The following is a 22,714-nucleotide window of genomic DNA, read 5'->3' on the forward strand; positions in this document are numbered from 1 at the left end:
GGCCCAGATGAGTACCTTCTCCCGCCGTGCCCTGCTCGGAGCCTTCGCCGGAACGTCCACCGCTGCGGCCCTGGCGGCCTGCGGCGCGGGCGGTTCCGGCGACTCCAGCAAGACGGTCAAGGTCGTCTTCCGCCAGTTCGGCGCCAACACGGTGCAGACCGACTTCCTCGCCGCGGTCAAGAAGGAGTTCGAGGCCGCGAACTCCGGCATCACCGTCGAGTTCGAGCCGGTCAAGGCGGGCGAGAGCGACTACTCCACCAAGCTTCAGCTGCTGATGCGCTCACCCCGGACCGCGCCGGACATCGTCTACGAGGACACGTTCCTGATCAACTCCGACATCGAGGCCGGCTACCTGAGCGCGCTCGACGACCGGCTGAGCTCCTGGGAGGACTGGTCGCAGTTCATCCCGGCGGCCAAGGCCGCGGCCAAAGCCCTGGACGGCAAGACCTACGGGGTTCCGGACGGCACCGACACCCGCGCGCTCTGGTACAACAAGGAACTGTTCGAGCAGGCCGGTCTCCCCACCGAGTGGGAGCCCGCGAACTGGGAAGAGATCCTGGAGGCGGCCCGGACGATCAAGTCGGCTCTTCCGGACGTCACCCCGCTGAACATCTACACCGGCACCGGAGTCGGTGAGGCGACGACGATCACCGGCTACGAGATGCTGCTGTACGGGACGGGCCCGAATCCGCTCTTCGACCCCGACGCGCAGAAGTGGGTGATCGGCAGCCAAGGGGTGAGGGACGTCCTCACGTTCTACGCAACGGTCTTCTCGGAAGGCCTCGGGCCGGACATCAAACAAGCCCTGAACCCGGACTTCGGCAACACCGTGAACCAGCAGATGATACCCGAGGGCCGGCTCGCGATCTCGTTCGACGGCTCGTACGCCTGCGGCTCCTGGCTGCCCACCGGGCCGACTCCATGGCCGGAGTGGTCCGAGGTCATGGGGGTGGTCGGGGTGCCCACCCAGAACGGTGACGGCCCCAAGGTCAGCATGTCCGGAGGCTGGACCTACGCGATCCCCAACAACGCCCAGAACCCGGACGGAGCATGGGAATTCATCAAGACGGTGGCGAGCCAGAAGAACCAGACGACCTACGCGATCAACCAGGTCCAGATCCCGGTCCGCACAGACGTCGCCGCCGACCCCGAATACACCGCCGCCAACCCGACCAACGAGTTCTTCGCCGAACTCGTCAAGAACACCCAGTACCGTCCCGCGTACTCGGTCTACCCGCGCATCTCCGACGCGATCCAGCGGGCCACCGAGGCCGTCTCCACCGGCGAGAGCACCCCGCAGGAAGCCGCCGCCGAGTACGACTCCCGGGTCAAGGAAGCGGCCGGTGACGCCGTCATCGAGGCATCGTCGTGACGACCGTCCAGCTCGAGCATCCCCACGCTCAGCGCAGGCGTACCCTCGTGAGGGGTCTTCCCCTGGCCCCCGCGGTCGTCCTCATGCTCGTGTTCCTGCTCGGCCCCATCCTGTACTGCCTGTACTCGGCGTTCACCGACATGGCGCTGACCGGTTCCAGCGAGACCTCCTTCGTCGGGTTCGAGAACTTCCGGAAGATCTTCACCAGCGACGAGTTCGGCCGGGCCCTTGGTTACACGCTGTTCTTCACCATCGTCTCGGCCATCATCGGCCAGAACGTCCTGGGGATGTTCCTCGCCCTCACCATGCGCGCCGGCGGGCCGGTCGCCCGTGCCGTGGTCAGCGCCGTCGTCATCGGCGCCTGGGTGCTGCCCGAGGTCGTCGCCGGCTACCTGTGGCTGGCCTTCCTCGGTGAGGACGGGCCGCTGAACCAGATCCTCGGATTCCTGCATCTACCCACCCAGGACTGGCTTTTCAGCCTGCCCATCCTCGCCGTGTCACTGGCCAACATCTGGCGCGGCACCGCGTTCTCCATGCTGGTGTACTCCGCTGCCCTCTCCGAGGTGCCGCGGGAGATCGAGGAAGCCGCCACCATGGACGGCGCGGGCACCATCCGCCGCCTGGTCAGCGTCACCATCCCGATGGTGCGCCGGACCATCGCGACCAACCTGATGCTGATCACCCTGCAGACCCTGTCGGTGTTCGGCCTGATCTGGACGATGACGCGCGGTGGCCCCAGCGGGGCCAGCACCACCCTGCCGCTGTTCGCCTACCAACAGGCCTTCCAGCTCTCGCAACTTGGGTACGGCACCGCGCTGGCCCTGGTCCTGCTGGCCCTCGGCGGCGTGTTCTCGCTGATCTACCTGCGCATCCTGCGCCTCGAGGACGGTGTGCGATGACCGTTGCTCCTACGCGGCCGGTGCGCCCCAGGGTGGCTCGGGGGCTGGCCGGACGCGGCGCAGCCAACCTCGCACTCCTGGTGGTGGGCTTCGCCTTCGTGATTCCGATGGTCTGGGTTGTCGCGGCTGCCTTCAACGGGACCGCGGGGCTGTCGGTTTCCTGGCCGCAGCCCTGGACGTTCGACAACTTCCGCGCCGTCCTCAATGTCGAGACCACCTATCGCCCGATGCTCAACGGCCTGCTCCTGTGCGGCGGCGGAACGCTGGTGACCATGGTCGGGGCCGTGCTGGCGGCGTACCCGCTCTCGCGCTACCGCTCCCGCTGGAGCCGGCCGTTCCTGCTGACGATCCTGTTCGCCACCGGCCTGCCGATCACCGCGATCATGGTCCCCGTCTACGGGTTGTTCGTCCAGATCAACCTGATCGACACGGTGCTGGGAACCGTGCTGTTCATGGCCACCAGCGCCCTGCCCATCTCGATCTGGCTGACCAAGAACTTCATGGACGGGGTGCCGGTCGAACTCGAGGAGGCAGCCTGGACCGACGGGGCATCCCCCATGCAGGCGCTGCGGCACATCATCCTTCCGCTGATGTGGCCGGGCATGTCGGTCGTGGCGATCTACACGTTCATCGGCCTGTGGGGGAACTTCTTCGTTCCCTTCGTCCTGCTGCTCTCCAACGACCAGCTGCCCGCTTCCGTCAGCATTTTCACGTTCTTCGGGCAGTACGGTGAGATCGTCTACGGGCAGCTGGCGGCGTACTCACTGCTGTATTCCCTTCCTGCAGTGGTGCTTTATCTGTTCCTGGCCCGGCGACTGGGTGGCGCCTTCAATTTCGGGGGTGCGGTCAAGGGCTGAACGCATCACGATACCCAGAGCGTTCATCGGTGTCGGAGAGCACCTTCCTGGGCGCAGGACCGTGAAGTGCGCGGCTCGGACCTATCTGGTGGCTAATTCCGACGACGAGTACCAGAAGCGACGCCCGTGACGTAGCGTCGGAACGAACCCATGCGGAGGAGCTTCTGGTGAGCACATTCTCGGCGCAGGAGAAAGAGTCCCGTCAGCCGGTGGCGGTGATGACCCCGGAGTTCAAGGCCGACGCAGTCGAGAAACTGCGGCAGCTGAGACTGCAGGGCCCGGTGCAGCGGGTCCGGCTCCGATCCGGCCTGGATGCCTGGGCCGTGCTGTCGTACGACCTGGCCCGCGAGGCGCTGACGCATCCGGCTCTGGTGCAGGACACCACCCCGGCCGAGGAAGCGCTCGCGGCGGTGGGCTACGTACTGCACAAGAAGGGTCAGGGAGCCACCGGTTCCATGCTCGCTGCCGATCCGCCCGACCACACGCGTCTGCGGCGTCTGGTGGCGCCGACGTTCAGTGCCCGGCGTATCAAGCTGCTGCAGGCACGGGTGCAGACGATCACCACCGAACTGCTGGACCAGATGAGCGGCCAGGACGAGGTGGATCTGGTCGAGGCGTTCACCGCCCCGTTGCCGATCACGGTGATCAGTGAACTGCTGGGCGTACCCGAAGAGGAGCGTTCCGGTTTCCGGGAGATGACCGGTCAATTCCTGAGTGCGCAGATGGACGCCCGACGCGAGGCCGGGATCTGGCTGAACAACTATGTGGCCGCTCTGGTAGCGGGCAAGCGCGCCCGCCCGGCCGACGACCTGCTCTCGGATCTGGTCGCCCAGACGAACGACGAGGACGGCGCCCTGTCCGACGCCGAACTCATCGGCACCGGAGTGCTTCTCGTCATCGCCGGTCATGAGACCACGGTGAATCTCCTGGGCAATGCCATGGTCGCGTTGTTCCGGAACCCGGACCAGGCTGCGGTGTTACGGCAGCGGCCGGACCTGCTGGAGAACGCGGTGGAGGAGTTCCTGCGGTACGACTCCTCGGTGGAGCAGAGCTCGTTCCGGTTCGCGGCCGCCGACCTGGAGCTGGGCGGTGTCCAGATCCGCCGCGGTGACGTGGTCAGCGTCTTCCTGGGCGAGGCCAGCCGCGCCGCGCCCCAGACCGGGGATCCGAAGGTCCTGGACGTCGCCCGCCCGAGTCCCCGGCACGTGGCTTTCGGCCATGGGATCCACTACTGCCTGGGCGCACCCTTGGCCCGGATGGAAGGTGCGATCGCGATCGGTGAACTGCTGCGCCGCTTCCCGCAAATCCGGCCGGCCGGCCCGGTGGAGGAGGTCAACTGGATTCCGGCGGGGATCATGCGGGGGCCGGTGCAGCTGCCCGTCGTGCTGCGTTAGTTTTTCAGCTGAGTCCTGTTGTCCCCGAACCTGGATCGCAACTCGGTGCGCAAGGTGCGCACAGACGTCTGCCATTGGGATGTTTTCGAGCTCTCACGAGCCGTACGCCGGTTACCAGCAGCCATCCGATCCAGGCGGCGTAGCCGGGCAGCCCCACGAAGAGAAGCCCTGAGCCGTCTGCAATTGCGAGGTTGGCTGCCCCGGCAGCGATCAGCAGGCCTCCACCGGCCAATGCGAGCAGACGCTGCCACGGCGGCGTCAGCCCGCTCGCCTGCGCCGCCAGCGCAGCGCCGATGAACGTGGTGCCGAGGGCCGGCAGCGCCAATGCGAACGCTGCTGCATGCAGTTGCCAGGCAAGCTCGAACTCCGGAGTCGGCTCGGCGAGTTCGCCGGCGGACAGCACGACGCCGTTCCACATGACGGCGTACAGCGCGAAGACTGCCGCCAGAGACGCACCCGCGGCCACCGCGAGACGCGAAAAGTCCTGGCCCGCAGACCCGCGGAGCCTCACGAGCCCGTGGAGACCGGTCAGAAATCCGAGCAGCAGCGGCAGGTTCAGCGCCTCCAGGCCGACCGCGATCGCGACTTCGGCCCGGTGCTCGGCGTGGAAGGCGAGCACTTTCTCGATCGGGTCCCCGTAGTCCGGCGCTCCGGCCCAGACCACCACTGCGTTCTGGATCGTCACCGACGCTGCCAGCGCGATCGCCGTCGCGCCCACGACTCGTTCTCTGGTTGTTGCCGTTGTCGCTCTCACCAGGTTGTGCGGTGGTCTCATCTCTCGCTCCTTCGTTGCGTTGTTGGTACGGGAACGGCCGGACTTGGCGATGCAGAACAGGTTCCGGGATCGGCCGGATGTGTCGCTACCAAGCCGAAGTTGATGACGCTGGGCCGAAGGTGCATACCTCGGGTTCGACTTTGGTCGGGTACCGCGGGGCCCGACCCAGCCTTACCCTTTGGCCATGACGGCCCCGGCCGATCGGCGCCTTTTAGCCGAACCCGATCAAGTGCGTACGAACCGTGCCCGGGTGGGCGACGTCGTGTGTTTCTTGCTGGCTGTCGGCCTCATGGTGCTCGCGCTGGTCGACGGCCTCGCGCAGCACATCGCGCCGGTCCCGCTCACCGCGGACCTCGTCCTCGGCGGCCTGTGCAGTCTGGGCGTGTGGCTGCGCCGGCGCTGGCCGGTCGGCTTCGCCGTGATCGCCGGTGTCCTCAGCGTCTACGCGACGTCGGCATCCGGCGCAGCACTCGTTGCGCTGTTCACCGTCGCAGCGCACCGGCGCTTCGCAGTGCTCGCCCCGATCGTGGTGGGGTACGCGCTCGCCCCGTTCGTGACGCTGCTGGTCCGGCCCGACGTCCCGGTCGCGAGCTGGTCGGACACCCTGCTGGGCGTCGCCCTCGCGGCCGCGGTACTCGCCTCGGGCATGTTCGTGCGGGCCCGACGCCAGTCGTTACGGGAACGGGCCGGGCGGGTCGAGGCCGAGCAAGAACTGCGCGTCGCCGAGGCCCGCCAGGGCGAGCGCAACCGGATCGCCCGGGAGATGCACGACGTGCTCGCCCACCGCCTTTCCCTGTTGAGCCTGCACGCCGGGGCCCTGGAGCTACGCCCCGACGCTGCACCCGAGGAGATCGCCCGGGCCGCCGGGGTGGTCCGCGACAGCGCCTACCAAGCGCTGGAAGACCTTCGCGAGGTGATCGGCGTCCTCCGCGCCGATGTCGACCGGTCCGACGAGCCGCCGGAACGGCCGCAGCCCACCCTGACCGACATCCCAGACCTCGTCGAGCAATCACGTCACGCCGGAATGCAGGTACGGCTCGACTGGCAGGCCGACGCGCTTTCCGCCGGATCGGCCGGTGCAGGCCGCAGCGCCTACCGGGTCGTGCAGGAAGGACTGACCAACGCCCGCAAGCACGCCCCCGGCCGCGAGGTGACCGTCTCCGTCCGGGCAGCCCCGGGCGACGGCGTAACCATCGAGATCCACAACCCGTACCCGGCCGAATCCAGCTCCGCCGACATCCCCGGCTCCGGCGTCGGCCTCATCGGGCTTACCGAACGCGCCGCTCTCGCCGGCGGACGGCTCGAACACGGCCCCACCTCTGCCGGAGACTTCCAGCTCAGGGTCTGGCTACCGTGGCCTACCCACTGACCGCGAAGGAGCCGACGTGAGCGCACTGGTGCGGGTTCTCATCGTCGACGACGAACCGCTCGTGCGAGCCGGCCTCACCATGGTCATCGGCAGTTCGCGGGACATCACCGTGGTGGGCGAGGCCGCCGACGGAAACGAAGTAGCTGCCGCCGTCGACACCTATGCCCCGGACGTGGTGCTGATGGACATCCGTATGCCCACCCTCGACGGCCTTGCCGCCACCGAACAACTGCGCACCCGACCCGACCCACCCGAGGTCATCGTCCTGACCACTTTCGACGCCGATGAGTACGTCCTGCGTGCCCTGCGCGCCGGGGCCGGCGGCTTCCTGCTCAAACACACGCCACCCGCCGAGATCCTGCGCGCTATCACCCGGGTCGCGGCCGGCGAACCCATCCTGTCCCCCACCGTCACCCGACAGCTCATCGCACATCTCAGCGACACCGGAGCCGCCGGCCGTCGCCAGCACGCCACCGCTGCGCTACACCAGCTCAGCCCACGCGAACGCGAGGTTGCCGTCGCCGTCGGGCAGGGCAAGCCCAACGCCGAGATCGCGGGCGAGTTGTTCATGAGCGTGGCCACTGTGAAAGCCCATATTTCCCGGATCCTGGCCAAACTCGAGCTCAACAACCGCACCCAGGTTGCCCTGCTCGCCCACGACGCCGGCCTCACCGGTTGACGCCGGTCTCGCCTCGACGGGAGGCTCCTGAGGAGCTCGTTACGAAGCCGGGGCGCGCAGCCCCGACAGAGAAGGGTCAAACGCGCTCACGAGGCGGCCCCCTCGCTGCGGAAGACCGCCGCGGCCGGTCCCGCCGGCACCGTGACTACCGCATGATCGTCGGCGGCGGAGGTGCGCCACGCGGCCCCGGAGGGGAAGATCTGCGTGATCGCGCCGACGTCCGGCAGCACGAGATCGACGCCCTCGGTTCCTCTCGACCACACGCAGAACACCGCTGAACCGTCCTCCTGCCGCAGGCCCAGGCACAGGATGTCGTCGTCCCACCCCGGCATGCCGATCGGCCAGAACGGGGTGGCGGTCACGAGGTTTCCGCGCAGGGTCTTCGCCGTCGCGACGGCCTCCTGCACCCGAGCGAAGGCGTCGGCACTCAGCTCGTTCAGGAATCCGGAGAGGTAGAACCGGCCGGCCAGCCCCGAGACGAGGGTGACGTCGAGCTCGCCCTGGCTCATGGCCGCGGCGGGGTAGGCCCAGTTCCCCGCCTGCTCGGGGAGAATCGTGGCCGGCGCGGACGCGGCGATCGCGGCGTACCGCAGAGCATCCTGCTGGTCGCTCGTGGACTGCAGGTGGGTCACGGCGAGCAGGTGGTAGTCGCTGCGCATCGCGCCCGAGGCGCAGTTCTCGATCAGCAGTTGCGGATGCCGGCGCTGGAGCGCGACGAGCCAGTCCCGCAACGCTCTCGTGTGCGCGAGCAGCCCGTGCCCCGGCGCGAGGCCGCCGACGTCGGTGCCCGACCCCGGTTCGATGTTGTAGTCGAGCTTCAGGTACTCGATACCGAACGCGGCCACGAGGTGGTCGACGGCGGCGTCGAGATGGGCCACCGCGGCGGGATGCCGCAGGTCGAGGTGCCGCCGTCGCTGCTCCACCACAGCCGCGCCGTACCTCTGGAAGAAGGCGTCGGCGGGCAGGGCACCAGCGACTGGCGAGTCGAGGCCGACCGATTCGGGCTCGATCCACAGGCCCGGCCGCATCCCGGCGTCCCGGATCGCCGCGATCACCCGTCCGAGCCCTCCGTCGAAGCGGGTCGGCGCCTCGCGCCACTCCCCCACCTCGCTCCAGTAGTCGGTGCTTTCGGTGAACCAGCCCGCGTCGATGCAGAAGTACTCCGCACCGGCCTCGCCGGCCGCGGCGATCAGCGGGAGCAGCCGCTCCGTGTTCGGCTGCCCCATGAGCGTGTTCATGTAGTCGTTGTAGACGATGGGCAGCGACCGCTCGATTTCGCGCACCTCGCGCAGGCCGCGCCGGTGCCGTGTGAGCGCCGCGAACGCGCCGTCTCGGCCGCTGTCCGAGACGACGAGCCCCGCCGCGACCGTCTCGAAAGTGTCCCCCGGCCGCAGCCGCACCGCGGCCTGGTGCTCGCGCTCCGTGGGCCCACCGGCGCTCAGGACCACGCCTCCGTCGCCACGCGATAGCGACCATTGCCACCCCGCCGAGCTCTCGATCTGCCAGCCGATGCTGACGGCGTCCGCTGTCGAGAGGACCGCGACGGGCAGCACGCTGCCCGTCGGCCAGCCGCCCGCGCTGCTCTGCCCGAACCCCGTGCGATCGGGCTGGGCGACGGCGGCGAAACCGAGCTCCGGCAGGAGATCCGCGACCGCGTCCTCACGCCACCGCCCCTCGCCGAGCCATTCGCTGCGCCCGGAAGCGAGAGTCAGCTGCGCGGGCTCAGCGGCTGTGCTCACGGAGAGCGTGGGGACGGCGAAGACGACGACATCCTCGGCCCCGTCGTTGCGCAGTTCGTGGCTCAGACGTAGGCCGCCGCCGTCGAGGGCCAAGCGCGTGCGCACCGAAAGACCGGTGACCTGGTCGGTCTGGGTCACAACGGCCGCCGCGCCGCTCTTCTCCACCACGGTCGGGCGCAGTCGCGCGCCGACCGTGGTACCCCGGTACCCGAGCGTCATGCGCTCATGGCGTTCGGACGCCGTGAGCACCTCGACGAGCGGATGCGGGCGTACCGCTTCGGCGCCATCGAGCGTGAGCGAGCGCAGCTCGAGGGGCGTGTCACCCGATGCGCCGAGCACGGCCCGTAGCGCACCGCAGCTCAGGACCACATCGACGGGGATACTCATCGGGTAGCCCCCAGGCAGTTCGGTGCTTCAGCGCTGAGAGGGATGGCGCGCTCCCCGACCACAGCGCTAGTCCGGTCGCTTCTGGCCACTGATGTACTCCTTGACGATGGACAGGGGCGCTCTGCCGAAGAATGCGCCGAAGTAGAACGGTGACCAAGGGTGGCCTGCATGGAGCGGGCTCGGTTGATCCGGTCGGCGTAGTCGGCTCGTAGGTGCCGGAGCGAGACACCTTTAATGCTGTTGCCCAGCCGAGACAGGGCGATGGTGGGCGGGTGGCGCACGAGTAGGTACACGTCGTCTTCCTCGCCGGTGAACTCGCCTGGTTCGAAGCCGGAGTCTCCGCACACGTCGCACATGATGCGTTCGCACGCGGTGAGCATGTCGTCCTTGAACGTACCCCGCCGGTACTTCGTGAGACAGACCAAACGAATGTGCATGTTCAGATGACGTTTCTGCTCTCCGGAGATCCGTGTCTGATACCCGGTGCGGGGACCTGCACCAGCGCTATATTCGAACATATGTCCAGGTATCGGCTGTATCCCACGCAACAGCAGGAGACGCTTCTGCTGACCGCCTGTGGGCATGCCCGGTACGTGTGGAACCTCGCACTGGAACAGAAGAACATGTGGCGGCGCGACCGCCCACACACGCCAAACTACATGGAGCAGGCCCGCCAGCTGACCGAGGCCCGCCGCGAGAATCCCTGGCTGGCCGAAGGTTCGGTGACGGTTCAGCAACAGGCTCTGCGCGATCACGACCAGGCGTGGCGGAACTTCTTCAACGGAACCCACGACCGTCCGACCTGGCGCAAACGCGGGCAGCATGAGGGTTTCCGGATCGTCGGCCGTGAGGCCGCCCGCCTGCGCCGGGACAACGGCCGCTGGTCGGCGGTGAACATCCCGAAGGTCGGCTGGGTCCGGTTCAAACGCTCCCGTGACCTTCCCGAAGCCAAGTCCTACCGCGTCACCCGGGACCGGTCCGGGCGCTGGCACATCGCGCTCGCTGCGATCCCCGCCCCGATCCCCGCACCGGGCACGGGGGAAGTAGTAGGCGTAGACCGGGGCGTGAAGGTCGCGGTGGCGTTGTCGACGGGCGAACTGTCCTCCCCGGCCGGGCTGCGCCAGAAGGAATCCGGACGCCTCAGGCACCTTCAGCGGCGCCTGGCCCGGGCACAGAAGGGATCGTCCCGCCGCGCCCGTATCAAGGGACAAGTGGCCCGTCTGCGGGCGCGTGAGGCTGACCGGCGCAAGGACTGGGCCGAGAAGACCAGTACCGACCTGGCCCGCCGGTTCGACGTGATCCGCGTGGAGGACCTGAAGGTCAAGGGCATGACCCGCTCGGCGCGCGGCACCATCGCCAAGCCGGGACGTAACGTCCGTCAGAAAGCGGGCCTGAACCGAGGCATCCTGGCCGCCGGCTGGGGCCTGATGGTGACCCGTCTGGAGCACAAGGCACCCAGGCGAGTCGAGAAGGTCAATCCGGCGTACACGTCGCAGACCTGCAACGCCTGCGGGCACTGCGCACCCGAGAACCGCAAGAGCCAAGCGGTGTTCCGGTGCGTGGCCTGCAAGCACCAGGACCATGCCGATGTGAACGCTGCCAGGAACATCGCCGCAGGGCATGCGGTGACAGCGCGTGGAGACAGGGCGAAGCCGGCCCGGTCGACGAAACGCGAACCTCAACGAAAACGCCTCCCCACGGTCGCGTAAGTAGTTGAAATCCCGGCCCTTCAGGGCCGGGAGGATGCCAAGACGCAATCTCCTTCAGGAGTAAGGGCGTTCAGTGTCCAGGGGCCCGGACGAGGAGGGCCGCTCGAGAGTGTGGGCGTCGGCGGCGTCTCCAGCAGTCGAGGCGCGGACAATCAGCTCGGGGTCGACGATCTGCTGGCGCGAGTCGAAAGTACGCACAGGTTCACCGAGTTCCGACAGGAGCAGGTCGTACGCGGTCTCGCCGATCGCCTCGCCCGGGGTACTGATCGTGGAGAGCGGAATTGCGGAGACAGCGGCGATCTCGTCGCCGTCGAAGCCGATCACGGCCACGTCGCGGGGAACGTCGATGCCGAACGAGGTGAGCCCCCGTACGACGCCCAGGCCGACCATGTCGTTGACCGCGAAGACCCCGTCGGGGAGCTGGTCGCGCCGCGAGGCCATTTCGACGCCGGCCGCGAAGCCCGCGTTCATACTGCGGTCGTCGGCGCGCAGCACCGTGAGGCTCGCGCCCGAGACCTCCTGAACCGCGCGGCTCGCCCCGTCGAAGCGCTCGCTGACCTGCTTGACGCTGAACGGACCGCCGACGAACGCGAGCCGGCGACGGCCGATGTCGAGGAGGTGCCGAGCGGCGAGGTAGCCGCCCGCCGAGTCCGCCGCCGACACCGAGGCCTGGTCCGGCGTGGTCGCGCTACGGCCGGTGATGACGCTCGGCGTGCCCCGCCGGCGCATCTCGGCCAGTCGCGGCTCGATCTCGTCGAGCGTGGCGATGATCAGGCCCGAGACCCGCTTGCGCTCGAACAGCTCGAGGTACTCCAGCTGACGCGAGGTCGAGCCCGCGGAGTTGCCGATCATGACGGTGCGCCCGTTCTCGGCCGCCCGGCGCTCGATCGCGTCGGCGATCACGCCGGAGAACGGGTTGGTGAACTCGAACGCCACGTACCCGATCGTGCGCGTGTCCCCGGAGCTGATCTTGCGCGCCGCGTCGCTGGGCACGAAACCGAGCTCGTCGATCGCGCGGGCGATCCGCTTACTCGTCGCCGGGGACAGGATCTCCGGCCGGTTCAGGTAGTTCGACACGGTCGAGCGTGAGACCCCCGCCGCCTCGGCGACATCGGTGATGGCTACGCGCTTCATCGCTCCAGTCTCTTTCGTCCTCACCCGCGAGCGGATCAGCGGGCCCTCGGATTGGACTGATCCAATTTCGACAACCCCCGCCACTCTTCGTCAGGGTGACACTAACTATGCAGGTAAGAGCAACTCGACGCAAATACCGGCCGTGTCCCAATTGATCCTTGTTGAACCGATCCAACTGAAGTACGTTCACCCCATCTCGCCGCAGTGCGCCGGAGGCCTGCACCCGGAAGATCCGCGATCCGACGACGCGGAATGACGTCTTCTACAAAGGAGTAAGAACATGTCACGACACCCGCGCCGCGTAGCCGTCGAGCTGATCGCCGCGGTGACCGCATCCGCCCTCCTGCTCACCGCCTGCAGCGGCTCGAGCGGTGAGGCCGCCGGTGGCGAGGTCACGCTCACCGTCGGCGGCAAGCCGCAGGCCACCGACGAGGCCGCCCTCGCGCTCTGGGACGAGAAGGTCGAGCAGTTCGAGACGGAGAACCCCGACGTCACGATCGAGGCCAGCGAGGTCGTGTACGACCCGCAGACCTTCGCCGCGCAACTGGCCGGGGGCACGCTGCCCGTCGTCATGGGTGTGCCGGTGACCGAGATCCAGTCGCTGATCAACCGCCAGCAACTCAAGGACGTCAGCTCGTACTACGACTCCGAGGAGGTCCTGAAGCAGCTCAACGAGTCGGTGACCGCCAACGTGCAGGGCACGGACGGCGCGTACTACGGCATCCCCGTCTCGGCGTTCACGCTGGCGGTCCTGGTCAACCGAGACGTGTTCGAGCAGGCCGGGCTCGACCCCGACCAGACCCTCGAGAGCTGGGAGGACATCGCCGCCGCCGCGTCCACGATCACCGAGAAGACGGATGCCGCCGGGCTCGGCCAGCTGACGACGACGAACCAGGGCGGATGGACGCTGGCCGCGACCAGCGCCGCGTTCGGCGGCCTCATCGAGGAGACGAACGGCGAGCAGACGAGCGCGAACCTGGACAACGACGCGACGAAGGCCGCGCTCGAGTACCTGTCCGACCTGCGCTGGAACAAGAACGCGCTGGGCAGCAACTTCCTGCTCGACTTCGACTCCGCCGGGCCCGCGTTCGCCACGGGGGAATACGGCATGCTCGTGGGCGCCTCCGAGTGGTACAACCCGCTGGTCCGCAACTTCGGGATGGATCCCGAGGCGTACGGCCTGTTCCCGCTCCCGCAGAAGGCCGGCGGCCTCGGATCGCTGGGCGGCGGTTCGGTGTCGGTGATCCGGGCCGACGCCAGCGAGGCCGAGACCGCGGCCGGCGTGGCCTGGAGCAACTTCTACTACCTCGACCGGTTCGCCGACCTCGAGTTCGCAGCCGAAGAGGCCGCCGGGATGGCGAAGGACGGCGGCACGGTGCCGCGCGTCGGGCTCCCGCTGGTCGCCCCCGAGACGTACACGGCCTACCTCGAGGCCATCGAGCCGAGCATCAACGTCCCGCTCGAGAACCTCGAGACGTACTACTCGGCCGCCGAGTCGCCCGACTTCAAGGTCGTGACGGAGCCGCGCACGGAGGCGCAGCAGATCTACGGTCTGCTCGACACCGTGCTCCAGGCCGTGTTCACCGAAGAGAACGCCGACATCGACGCGCTTCTCGCCGAGGCCCAGAGCCAGGCCGAGACCATCGTCGCCGGTGCGCAGACGCAGTCATGACCTCCGTTACGTCATCACCACTCGTCCCACCCGTGGCGGCCGGCGGGGACTCTGTCCCGCCGCCGCCCCAGCGGCGTCCGCTCCTGCGACGGGGCGGGCTCAGCACGATCCTCATCCTGTTGCCCGCCGTGGTGCTGTTCTCGCTCTTCTCGTGGTGGCCGATCCTGCGCGGGCTCGTCATCGCCTTCCAGAAGACGAACTTCATCACGACCAGCTGGGTCGGCATCGAGAACTTCGAGCGCGTGCTGGCCGACCCGCTGCTCGGTCAGGCTCTCGAGAACACGGCTCTCTACACGGGTCTCGCTCTCGTGATCGGTTTCCCCGTCCCGATCTTCCTCGCCGTCCTGCTCGCCGAGATGCGCCGGGCCCGGGGCATCTCGAGCTTCCTGGTGTTCCTGCCCACCGTGATCCCGCCGGTCGTGTCGATCCTGCTGTGGCAGGTGTTCTACGACCCCGGCCCCGACGGCCTCTTCAACTCGATCCTCGCGACGGTGGGCGTCGATCCGCTCCCCTGGCTGCAGTCCCCCTCGAGCGCAATGCTGTCGATCGTGCTCGTCGCCACCTGGGGCGCGGCCGGATCGACCACGATCATCTACCTCGCGACGGTCCTGTCGATCGACTCGCAGCTGTACGAGGCGGCCGAGATCGACGGCGCCGGCATCTTCCGCCGGATCTGGCACATCACCCTGCCGCAGATGCGCGGCACGATTCTCCTGCTCCTGCTCCTGCAGCTGATCGGCACGTTCCAGGTGTTCACCGAGCCGTTCCTGCTCACCGGCGGCGGGCCGAACAACAGCACCCTGACGCTGCTCATGCTCATCTACCGCTACGCGTTCATCTACGGCAACTTCGGCCAGGCCGCGGCCCTGAGCCTGATGCTCGCCGCCGCCCTCAGCGTCTTCGCCGCGATCTACCTGTGGCTCTCCCGGAAATGGAGCAAGTGATGGCCCTCACCGCCCGACGGCGCTCGACCGGGCGGTCGCTGGAGCGCTCGAACATCTCCGACTCCGACCTGTCCCGCGCGAGTACCCGTTTCACCTTCCGCGTCGTGGTCTGGGTGGTCGTGGCCCTGCTCGCCCTCGTCGCGGCCGGGCCGCTGCTGTGGCTCGCGAAGTCCGCGGTGTCGACCACGCAGGACATTCTCCGCGACCCGTTCGGGCTGTGGCCCTCGGGCATCCAGTGGCACAACCTCGGCGACGCGTGGAACCAGATCCAGATCGGCCGGTTCACCACCAACTCGCTCCTGATCACGAGCGGCGAGGTGATCGTGGCCGTGTTCTCGGCCGTAACCCTGGGCTACGTGCTCGCGATCCTCCGGCCGAGGTACGGGCCGGTCCTCAACGCCGCGATCATGGCGACCCTGTTCATCCCCGGGGTGATCTCGCTGGTCCCGCTGTACCTCACCGTGATCGACCTCGGGCTCCTCGACAGCTACGCGGCGCTGTGGCTCACCAACGGCGTCAGCGCCTTCAACGTCCTCATCATGAAGCAGTACTTCCAGACTCTCCCGCCCGAGCTGTTCGAGGCGGCGAAGGTCGACGGCGCCGGTCCGCTGCGCATCCTGTGGTCGATCGTGCTGCCGTTGGCGCGTCCGATCATCGGCGTGGTCGCTCTCCTGGCGTTCATCGCGTCGTGGAAGGACTTCCTGTGGCCGCTGCTGGCCCTGCCCTCCCCCGACAAGCAGCCGCTGTCAGTGGGACTCGCGACGGTCGCGCCCCAGGCCGATCTGGCCATGCTCATGGCCGGCATGTTCATCGCCGTCCTCATCCCGATCGCAGTGTTCACGATCTTCCAGAAGCAATTCCTGACGGGCGCCGGATCCGCCGGCGCTCTGAAGGGCTGAGCGTTTCCTGCCCGTCCCGCCTCGGATCAAAGGAGATCTCTGTGTCCTTCTCGCGCCATCGCGTCGCCGGCGTAGCCGCCGCCATACTTGCCACGGGTCTGCTCGTCTCGAGCCCCGCTCAGGCCGCCGAGGCCCTCACGATCGAGGGCGAGAACCCCACAGCCACAACCATGGTGCCCGGCGCCGCCGCGCAGACCGGGGCCAGCGGAGGCTCGTCCCTGCGGCTCTACACCGCGGCGGAAGCCCCCGAAGGTGGATACACCGCCACCTACGAGGTCGAGGTCGACGACGCCTCCCTGTACCGGCTCGACGCGACGACGATCCCGGTCGGTGTGGAATGGGCGTCACCCTTCCGGGTGCGGGCGAACGACGGGGCCTGGCAGGAAAGCAGTGACGCCCGTCAGCTGTCGGTCGTCAACAGCGAGTTGCGGCGCTACGAACTGGGCGCTCTCGCCCTCGACGCCGGCGTCAACACGATCGAGTTCCAGGTCACCGAGCGCCGTAAGTCGCCCAACACGAACTACACGCTGTTCCTCGACACGTTCACCCTCACGCCGGCCGAGATGGCCCTCGAGTCGGTGACGGCCCCCGATCGTTTCGGCGTCTTCGAGCAGGGCGAGAGCGCCACGCTCACGGCAGCACTCAACTCCAAGGCGCTGGCCCCCGTACCGGTCACCTGGAGCGTCGCGGACTACGACGGGGCCGTCGTGGCCGAGGGCGAGACCACGGTGGAGACCGGCGAGTCCACCGCATCCATCGACCTCGGCGATGCGCTCGACACCGGTGCGTACCGGGTGTCTGCGCGGATCACGGGGCTGGAGACCGGAATCGAGGGTGCGTTCGCCGTTCTGCCCGAGGCTTCGTCCCGGCCCGCAGTCGACGACAGCCCCTTCGCAGTCGACGTTTACGGCTCGAAGCTGATCGCGACCGACGACGCCGAGGCCTTTGCGCATGTCCTGTCGCTGACCGGCGTCGACTGGATCCGCGATCGGCAGCGCTGGAACGACGTCATCAACCCCGCCCGTGGGAGTTTCGACTTCTCGGGCGAGCAGCAGCCGTTGAACTGGCTGCAGGCAGCGGATGCCGCCGGGCTGAAGACCCTCTCCTCGTTCCACGACGGCCCGTCCTGGACGCGGGTCGAGAAGCGGGAGCTCCCGCAGGACCTGCGCGACATGTACGACTTCGCGCTCGCAGCCGGAGAGAACTACGACGGACTGGTGGACGCGTGGCAGCTCTGGAATGAGCAGAACCGCAAGTTCGCGCACGAATCGGAGGGCGCCGACCGCTTCGCCGCCGTGATGAAGGCCGCAGCCCTCGGCTTCCTCGACTCGGGCACGGACGCGCTCCTGGTGAACGGCGGTCTGGCCGGCGTCGACCCGCACTACGCACAGTGGCAGTTCCGCAACGGCATCCTCGACTACCTCGACGCTCACGCCTATCACACGCACACGACCGTCAACGCCTCGGCGTCGACCAACGCGCACCCGGACTTCTCCTCGCAACTCGAGGCCGCACAGCCGTACGGCGACGACGGCAAGGGCCGATGGGTCACCGAAAGCGGCATCGCCCTCAACAACGCCGACCAGACCAAGCTGCCGACCGCCACGCAGGAGGCCTTGCAGGCGCGCTACATCGTCAGCTCGGCCGCCGAGTCGCTCGCCCAGGGCTCGACGAAGCAGTTCTTCTTCATCGCCGCGCCGTACCGTGAGGGGGCCTCGTACTGGAGCATGTACCGCAGCCCGGACGAGCCGATGGCGGCCCTCGCGGCGCAGTCGGTGATGACCCGTGAACTCGGCGAGGGCCGGTATGCGGGACAGTTGACCGGCCTTCCGAAGGGCGTCTCGGCCTACGCGTTCGACACCGGCTCGGGCCCGGCCGCCGTGCTCTGGGCGCCCACCGACACCGAGGTGACGGTCCCCGTCGAAGGCGAGGCCGCGCTCGTCGACCTGATGGGTCGCGACGGCGACCTCGCGGTCTCCGGCGGAGCCGCGGCATTCACCGTCGGCCCCGATCCTGTCTACCTGTCCGCGGCACAGTTCCCCGACCTCAAGGCCGCCCCGGCGCCCGCAGCCCCTGCCGACCCGATCGACGCCGAGGACTTCACGACGGCCGAACGCGTGGTGATCCAGCCCGTCTTCGACGCCGCGACCTCGGAAAACTCGCAGCTGTACGGATACGGACTCGACAGCACGGCCACCACCACGGTCACGGCTGAGGTCTACAACTTCAATGACGCCGGTGTGACCGCCGAGGTCGCTGCCACCGCCGAGGGTGGCTGGCAGGTCGTAGGCGCCGCGCAGCAGGTCACCATCCCGGCTGGCGGAAAGGCCGACGTGACCTTCGAGATCACCGCGGGCACCGACCTCCAGCAGACGATCGCCGATCTCACGTTCAAGGCGACCGTCGACGGGAAGACCTCGTCACCGGCAGTCGCCGAGTTGCGCCCACGGGCATCGTCGCTGACGGTCGAGCACGCGATCGACGGTGCCGACGACGTGGTGAAGGCCGAGTACACGAACACGACGGATGCCGCCCAGCACATCTCCGAGGCATCCTGGACCTTCAGCGAAGACACCGAGACGGTCGACGTCGACCTGGACGTCGCACCCGGGGCCACAGTCTCGCTCCTGTCGACCCCGGCGCCCGCGGGCGCCGGCGAGGTGGCCTACACGGCAACTCTCACGATCGACGGCGCCGGAGAAGCGTCGGCGTCGGGCACGCTCTCGGCCCTCCCCTGGCTCGACGTTCCCCGAGTGCCGAAGCGCACCATCGAAATCGACGGCGTGCGCGACGACCTCAGTGGTCTGCCGTCCACCACACTGAAGGCCCCCGGCGTCAAGGAGTCGAGTCTCGCCGCCGAGACCTGGTTCACCTGGGACGACGACAACCTCTACCTGACCGCCGAGGTCTCCGACGACATCCACGTCCAGCCCTACGTGAACACCGCGACCTGGCAGGCCGACGGACTGCAGTTCGCCGTCGCGCCGAACTGGCCCGGTGAGAGCGACCTGCGCCCCGAGATCCAGGAGTACACCGAGTTCGGTTTTGCCCTGACTCCGCAGGGACCTCAGCTGTACCGCTACAAATCGGGTTCGGTCGAGGGCTTCCTCACCTCGGCGGACATCGCGGCCGTGCGGGACGAGACGACCAAGACGACCGTCTACGAGGCCGCGGTCCCCTGGTCGCTGCTCGAGCCGATCGGCCTGACACCGACTTCTGCCGCCTCCCTGTCGATCGCCGTGAACGACAGTGACGGCGACGGCACTCGCGGGTGGGTCCGGTGGGGCGACGGGATCACCACGTCGAAAGACACCGAACTGTTCGAGCCGGTCATCTTCGCGGCCGACGCCAACAACGCCGTCGCAGGCTCCGCGAACGTGCGCGCCCAGTGCTGGGGCGACAGGCCGGCCCTGGCGGCCCACGCCTGGAACGACTCCGCAGCCCCGGTCGACGTGCGCTTCTCCACCCCGCTCGGCGACCACATCGTCCACGATCTCGCCGCGAAAAAGGGCGGATACCACGCGTTCCGTCCGGATGGCGCCTCGGTTCCGGCCTGGGAATCACTCACGGTCGTGGCCGGCGACGCGGGCACGCGGGCGTTCGCGCACGAGGGAGCCAAGGTGACTTGCGAATGATCGAGCCGTACCGTCTGCGCGTCGATGCCCGCGCCGAACCACGAGAGGTCGACGCCCCCGCCCCCGAGCTGTCCTGGGCGCTGCGCAGTGACGTACAGGACGCGATGCCGGTCTCGCACCGGGTGACCGTTCGATCCGCCGACTCCTCGTGGGACAGTGGGTTTCGTGATGGCTACGCCACCCGGCTGCGCTACGACGGCCCGGCGCTCGCCCCCGAGACGTCGTACGTCTGGACCGTCGAGGTCGAGGATGGCCAGGGTGCACGTTCCTCGGCGGAATCGTCCTTCGAGACCGGCGTTTCCGACTGGTCGGGAGTCGTGTGGATCGGGCGCGACCCCGAGCCGAACGGCGCGATCGACGCGACCGATCGCGACAGCGTCACCCCCGTACGTCCGACGCTCCGCACGAAAGACCTGAGTCCACCGCTGCAACTGCGCCGCGCTTTCACGACCTCGGCCGCGCCGGCGCGCGCCCGGCTCACCGTGACGGCGCGCGGTCTCGTGGTCCCGTACATCAACGGGGCCAGGGTCGGTGACGACGAGCTCCTGCCCGGCTGGACGGACTACCGCACGCGCATCCAGTACCGCACCTTCGACGTCACCGACCTCGTGCACGCCGGGGAGAACGTGCTCGCGGCGGAGGTCGGCGAAGGATGGTGGTCGGGCTACCTGGGCTTCGACCAGCGCCACCACGCCCACCACTACGGCACGGCCCCTCAGTTGCTCGCGCGCCTTGTGATCGACGATGCCGACGGCAGACGCACCGTCCTCGGCACGGACGAGTCGTGGCGCGAGCACGAGGGCAAACGCCGCTGGGCCGATCTACTGATGGGAGAGCACATCGACAGCACGCACGGCACACCAGGCTGGACCGGTCGCGGATTCGACGACTCGGGATGGCGCGCGGCGCGCGTGCTCGACCCCGGCCCCGGTCCACTGATCGGTCAGCGCGACGAGCCCGTGCGCGTGGTCGATGAACTCACCCCCGTCGCCATCAACCGCACCCCGAAACGCACGATCATCGACTTCGGGCAGAACCTCGTGGGCCGCCTGCGTCTGCCGGCGAGCCCGGATCATGCGCTCACCGTGCGCCACGGCGAGGTGCTCGACGCGGACGGAGAGCTCTACACCGACAACCTGCGCTCCGCCGAGGCCGCGGACCACCTGCGCTCCACCACCCCGACGGAGCCGGTGTTCACGTTCCACGGTTTTCGGTACGCCGAGCTGAGCGGCGCAGACGTCGACCCGACGCGGGTGCGCGCCGCAGTGCTCTCAAGCGACGTCGAGTGGACGGGCGGGGTCACCACCTCCTCCCCCTTCCTCAACCGGCTGATCGACAACATCCGCTGGGGCCAGCTGGGCAACTTCGTCTCGGTGCCGACGGACTGCCCACAGCGCGACGAACGGCTCGGGTGGACCGCCGACGTCCAGGTGTTCGCCCCGACCGCCACGCTGAACGCCGACCTGCAGGCCCTGCTACGGAGGTGGCTCGACGACCTCGTATCCGCGCAACTGCCCAACGGGTCAGTGCCCGACGTCATCCCCCGCTCCCCCGGCACAACCCTGTTTGACTACGGCGCACCCGGCTGGGGCGATGCGATCGTGCTCGTCCCCTGGACCCTGTACCGCGCGTACGGGGACGTCGACGTGCTGCGGGCGATGTTCGGGCCGATGCGGCGGTGGCTCGACTACGTGGCGGACCGCAACCCCAACGGTCTCTGGCTCTCTCGACGCGGAAACGACTACGGCGACTGGCTGTCCGTCGATGAGCACACGCCCAAGGAGGTCGTAGCGACGGCGTACCACGCACACGCCACCGCAACGGCGGCCCGCATCGCCGAGGTCCTGGGAGAACACGATGCGACCCAGGAGCTCGACACCCGCGCCGCACTGATCCGGGACGCGTACGTCAAGGCATTCCTCGGCGAGGACGACCGCGTCCATGGCGATTCACAGACCGCATACCTGATGACCCTGGCGTGGGACCTCGCCCCGGAAGATCGCCGCCCGGCGCTCTTCGCCCGCCTCGTCGACAAGATCGAGCAGCGCAGTGCCCGCCTCACGACCGGCTTTCACGGCGTGGCGCTGCTGTGCCCGACGCTCGCGCGATTCGGCCGCCCTGACCTGGCGTACGACCTGCTGTTCCAGCGGGAGTTCCCGTCGTGGGGGTTCTCGATCGACAACGGCGCCACGACGATCTGGGAGCGCTGGGACGGCTGGACCCCGGACGGCGGTTTCCAGACGCCAGAGATGAACTCCTTCAACCACTACTCGCTCGGGTCGGTGGGCCAGTGGATCTACTCGGATGTCGCGGGCATCGCGCAGACCGACGACTCGGTGGGCTTCCGACGCGTCCTCGTTGCGCCGTCGATCGACCCGCGGCTGGAGTGGGTGAACGGCCGACTGCAGGCCCCGCACGGGGAGATCACGACGCGCTGGGTGCGCGAGGGCGACGAAATCGTGCTCACGGTCACGCTTCCGCCGGGGACGACGGGGATCGCCCGCCTCGGACCGCGCGACGCCGAACTCCGCGCGGGGACAACTGTGCTGCGCGCGCTCGCTACCGAAGTGTGACGGGCAGGCGCGCCAGCCAGTCAGCACAGAGGCTAGTCCACCCGGCGGCGTCGGTGTCGGCGGCGAGCGCTACTCCGTGTATGTCGCCGGGGAACACGTGCAACTCGTGCGGGACGCGCGCCGCAGCGAGTGCCTGACCCAGGAGGTACGAGTGCCGCACGGGCACGACGCCGTCCTCCGCCGTGTGCCACACGAACATCGGAGGGGAATCCGGACGCACCAGCGTCTCCAACGACAGTGACTGTGCCAGAGCGTTATCGGAGGAGCCCGCGTCGTCGCCGAGCAGCACGGCTCGCGAGTTGGTGTGCGGCCCGTCGATCATGCTCACGACCGGATAGCCGAGAATCGCGAAGTCCGGCCGCTCGTCCGGCTCGAGACCGGGAGCGAGAGCAGACAGTCCGGCAAGGTGCCCTCCGGCCGAGAACCCGATCACGCCAACCCGGCGGGCACCGCCCGCACGTTCTCTTGCGACCGCGCGCGAGACGGCGCGCAACGGAGCGGGGTGTGCCGTGCGCAGCGGGTAGTTCACGATTTTCGCGGGCCAGCCCTGTGTGCCGAGCCACTCGACTATCGGTTCCGCCTCATGCGGTGCATGGACGCGGTATCCGCCGCCGGGCAGCACGAGCACGACATCTAACGCAGATCTGGTCACACCGTTCACCCTACTCAACTGACGA

General features: G+C 68.5%; 16 protein-coding genes and 1 pseudogene. 12 read left to right on the forward strand and 5 right to left on the reverse strand.

Annotated elements, in window-relative coordinates; translation table 11 throughout:
• Window positions 1-7 precede the first annotated feature (7 nt).
• From LR394_RS07230 to LR394_RS42745, 4 genes are all read left to right on the forward strand, one after another.
• Entirely contained in the window at window positions 8-1,372 is a 1,365-nt protein-coding gene (locus LR394_RS07230) for an extracellular solute-binding protein (protein ID WP_231439779.1), read from the forward strand.
• Window positions 1,373-1,455: 83 nt separating this feature from the next.
• A complete protein-coding gene (locus tag LR394_RS07235) occupies window positions 1,456-2,271 on the forward strand; it encodes a carbohydrate ABC transporter permease (RefSeq protein WP_407937004.1) in 816 nt (271 codons plus the stop codon).
• The gene (locus LR394_RS07240; protein ID WP_231439782.1) at window positions 2,268-3,128 is read left to right on the forward strand and encodes a carbohydrate ABC transporter permease; all 861 of its coding nucleotides are present in this window, start codon (window positions 2,268-2,270) and stop codon (window positions 3,126-3,128) included. The genes LR394_RS07235 and LR394_RS07240 overlap by 4 nt, the downstream gene beginning before the upstream one ends.
• 167 nt (window positions 3,129-3,295) lie before the next feature.
• Window positions 3,296-4,522 carry a cytochrome P450 family protein gene (locus tag LR394_RS42745; RefSeq protein WP_231439784.1) on the forward strand — a complete coding sequence of 409 codons (1,227 nt, stop codon included), beginning with the start codon at window positions 3,296-3,298 and terminating at the stop codon, window positions 4,520-4,522.
• A 4-nt stretch (window positions 4,523-4,526) separates the two neighbouring features.
• Here LR394_RS42745 and LR394_RS07250 read toward each other — a convergent pair whose 3' ends face one another.
• Complete coding sequence (locus tag LR394_RS07250) at window positions 4,527-5,240, reverse strand: hypothetical protein (protein ID WP_231439786.1); 714 nt, start codon at window positions 5,238-5,240, stop codon at window positions 4,527-4,529.
• Between the two features lie 241 nt (window positions 5,241-5,481).
• On the opposite strand from LR394_RS07250, the gene LR394_RS42750 reads away from it, so the two are divergent.
• Both LR394_RS42750 and LR394_RS07260 read left to right on the forward strand, forming a co-directional pair.
• A complete protein-coding gene (locus tag LR394_RS42750) occupies window positions 5,482-6,666 on the forward strand; it encodes a sensor histidine kinase (RefSeq protein ID WP_407936995.1) in 1,185 nt (394 codons plus the stop codon).
• Complete coding sequence (locus tag LR394_RS07260; RefSeq protein WP_407937005.1) at window positions 6,617-7,345, forward strand: response regulator; 729 nt, start codon at window positions 6,617-6,619, stop codon at window positions 7,343-7,345. Before LR394_RS42750 ends, LR394_RS07260 begins: the two co-directional genes overlap by 50 nt.
• Window positions 7,346-7,431: 86 nt before the next feature.
• Here LR394_RS07260 and LR394_RS07265 read toward each other — a convergent pair whose 3' ends face one another.
• Both LR394_RS07265 and tnpA read right to left on the reverse strand, forming a co-directional pair.
• Window positions 7,432-9,471 carry a glycoside hydrolase family 36 protein gene (locus LR394_RS07265; protein ID WP_231439792.1) on the reverse strand — a complete coding sequence of 680 codons (2,040 nt, stop codon included), beginning with the start codon at window positions 9,469-9,471 and terminating at the stop codon, window positions 7,432-7,434.
• Between the two features lie 66 nt (window positions 9,472-9,537).
• Window positions 9,538-9,908: pseudogene (gene tnpA / locus LR394_RS07270) on the reverse strand (IS200/IS605 family transposase).
• Window positions 9,909-9,989: 81 nt separating this feature from the next.
• On the opposite strand from tnpA, the gene LR394_RS07275 reads away from it, so the two are divergent.
• The gene (locus LR394_RS07275) at window positions 9,990-11,180 is read left to right on the forward strand and encodes an RNA-guided endonuclease InsQ/TnpB family protein (protein ID WP_407937006.1); all 1,191 of its coding nucleotides are present in this window, start codon (window positions 9,990-9,992) and stop codon (window positions 11,178-11,180) included.
• Window positions 11,181-11,234: 54 nt separating this feature from the next.
• On the opposite strand, the gene LR394_RS07280 is transcribed toward LR394_RS07275, so the two are convergent.
• Complete coding sequence (locus LR394_RS07280; protein ID WP_231439796.1) at window positions 11,235-12,314, reverse strand: LacI family DNA-binding transcriptional regulator; 1,080 nt, start codon at window positions 12,312-12,314, stop codon at window positions 11,235-11,237.
• Between the two features lie 280 nt (window positions 12,315-12,594).
• Here LR394_RS07280 and LR394_RS07285 point away from each other — a divergent pair, with 280 nt between their 5' ends.
• The 5 genes from LR394_RS07285 (at window position 12,595) to LR394_RS07305 (ending at window position 22,037) form a co-directional block, all read left to right on the forward strand.
• Window positions 12,595-13,986 (forward strand): ABC transporter substrate-binding protein, encoded by a 1,392-nt coding sequence (locus LR394_RS07285; RefSeq protein ID WP_231439798.1) that lies wholly within the window; start codon window positions 12,595-12,597, stop codon window positions 13,984-13,986.
• Between the two features lie 128 nt (window positions 13,987-14,114).
• The gene (locus tag LR394_RS07290) at window positions 14,115-14,930 is read left to right on the forward strand and encodes a carbohydrate ABC transporter permease (protein WP_231440210.1); all 816 of its coding nucleotides are present in this window, start codon (window positions 14,115-14,117) and stop codon (window positions 14,928-14,930) included.
• Window positions 14,930-15,829 carry a carbohydrate ABC transporter permease gene (locus LR394_RS07295; protein WP_231439800.1) on the forward strand — a complete coding sequence of 300 codons (900 nt, stop codon included), beginning with the start codon at window positions 14,930-14,932 and terminating at the stop codon, window positions 15,827-15,829. Before LR394_RS07290 ends, LR394_RS07295 begins: the two co-directional genes overlap by 1 nt.
• Before the next feature lie 41 nt (window positions 15,830-15,870).
• On the forward strand, window positions 15,871-19,464 hold the full coding sequence (locus LR394_RS42755) for a sugar-binding protein (protein ID WP_231439802.1): 3,594 nt from the start codon (window positions 15,871-15,873) through the stop codon (window positions 19,462-19,464).
• Window positions 19,461-22,037 carry an alpha-L-rhamnosidase gene (locus LR394_RS07305; protein WP_231439804.1) on the forward strand — a complete coding sequence of 859 codons (2,577 nt, stop codon included), beginning with the start codon at window positions 19,461-19,463 and terminating at the stop codon, window positions 22,035-22,037. Before LR394_RS42755 ends, LR394_RS07305 begins: the two co-directional genes overlap by 4 nt.
• Here the strand turns inward: LR394_RS07305 and LR394_RS07310 are convergent.
• On the reverse strand, window positions 22,024-22,689 hold the full coding sequence (locus tag LR394_RS07310; protein WP_231439806.1) for an alpha/beta hydrolase: 666 nt from the start codon (window positions 22,687-22,689) through the stop codon (window positions 22,024-22,026). The two genes, LR394_RS07305 and LR394_RS07310, sit on opposite strands and share 14 nt — an antisense overlap.
• Window positions 22,690-22,714: the final 25 nt, after the last annotated feature.

Origin of the sequence: Kineosporia babensis, from assembly GCF_021129305.1 — a bacterium.
GTDB lineage: Bacteria > Actinomycetota > Actinomycetes > Actinomycetales > Kineosporiaceae > Kineosporia > Kineosporia babensis.

Bases quoted from the DNA above. Each gene is read 5' to 3' on its own strand.
- LR394_RS07305 (WP_231439804.1), top strand. From the start codon at position 19,461: ATGATCGAGCCGTACCGTCTGCGCGTCGATGCCCGCGCCGAACCACGA.
- LR394_RS07275 (WP_407937006.1), top strand. From the start codon at position 9,990: ATGTCCAGGTATCGGCTGTATCCCACGCAACAGCAGGAGACGCTTCTG.
- LR394_RS07285 (WP_231439798.1), top strand. From the start codon at position 12,595: ATGTCACGACACCCGCGCCGCGTAGCCGTCGAGCTGATCGCCGCGGTG.
- LR394_RS07240 (WP_231439782.1), top strand. From the start codon at position 2,268: ATGACCGTTGCTCCTACGCGGCCGGTGCGCCCCAGGGTGGCTCGGGGG.
- LR394_RS42750 (WP_407936995.1), top strand. From the start codon at position 5,482: ATGACGGCCCCGGCCGATCGGCGCCTTTTAGCCGAACCCGATCAAGTG.
- LR394_RS07235 (WP_407937004.1), top strand. From the start codon at position 1,456: ATGCTCGTGTTCCTGCTCGGCCCCATCCTGTACTGCCTGTACTCGGCG.
- LR394_RS07230 (WP_231439779.1), top strand. From the start codon at position 8: ATGAGTACCTTCTCCCGCCGTGCCCTGCTCGGAGCCTTCGCCGGAACG.
- LR394_RS07280 (WP_231439796.1), bottom strand. From the start codon at position 12,314: ATGAAGCGCGTAGCCATCACCGATGTCGCCGAGGCGGCGGGGGTCTCA.
- LR394_RS07265 (WP_231439792.1), bottom strand. From the start codon at position 9,471: ATGAGTATCCCCGTCGATGTGGTCCTGAGCTGCGGTGCGCTACGGGCC.
- LR394_RS07295 (WP_231439800.1), top strand. From the start codon at position 14,930: ATGGCCCTCACCGCCCGACGGCGCTCGACCGGGCGGTCGCTGGAGCGC.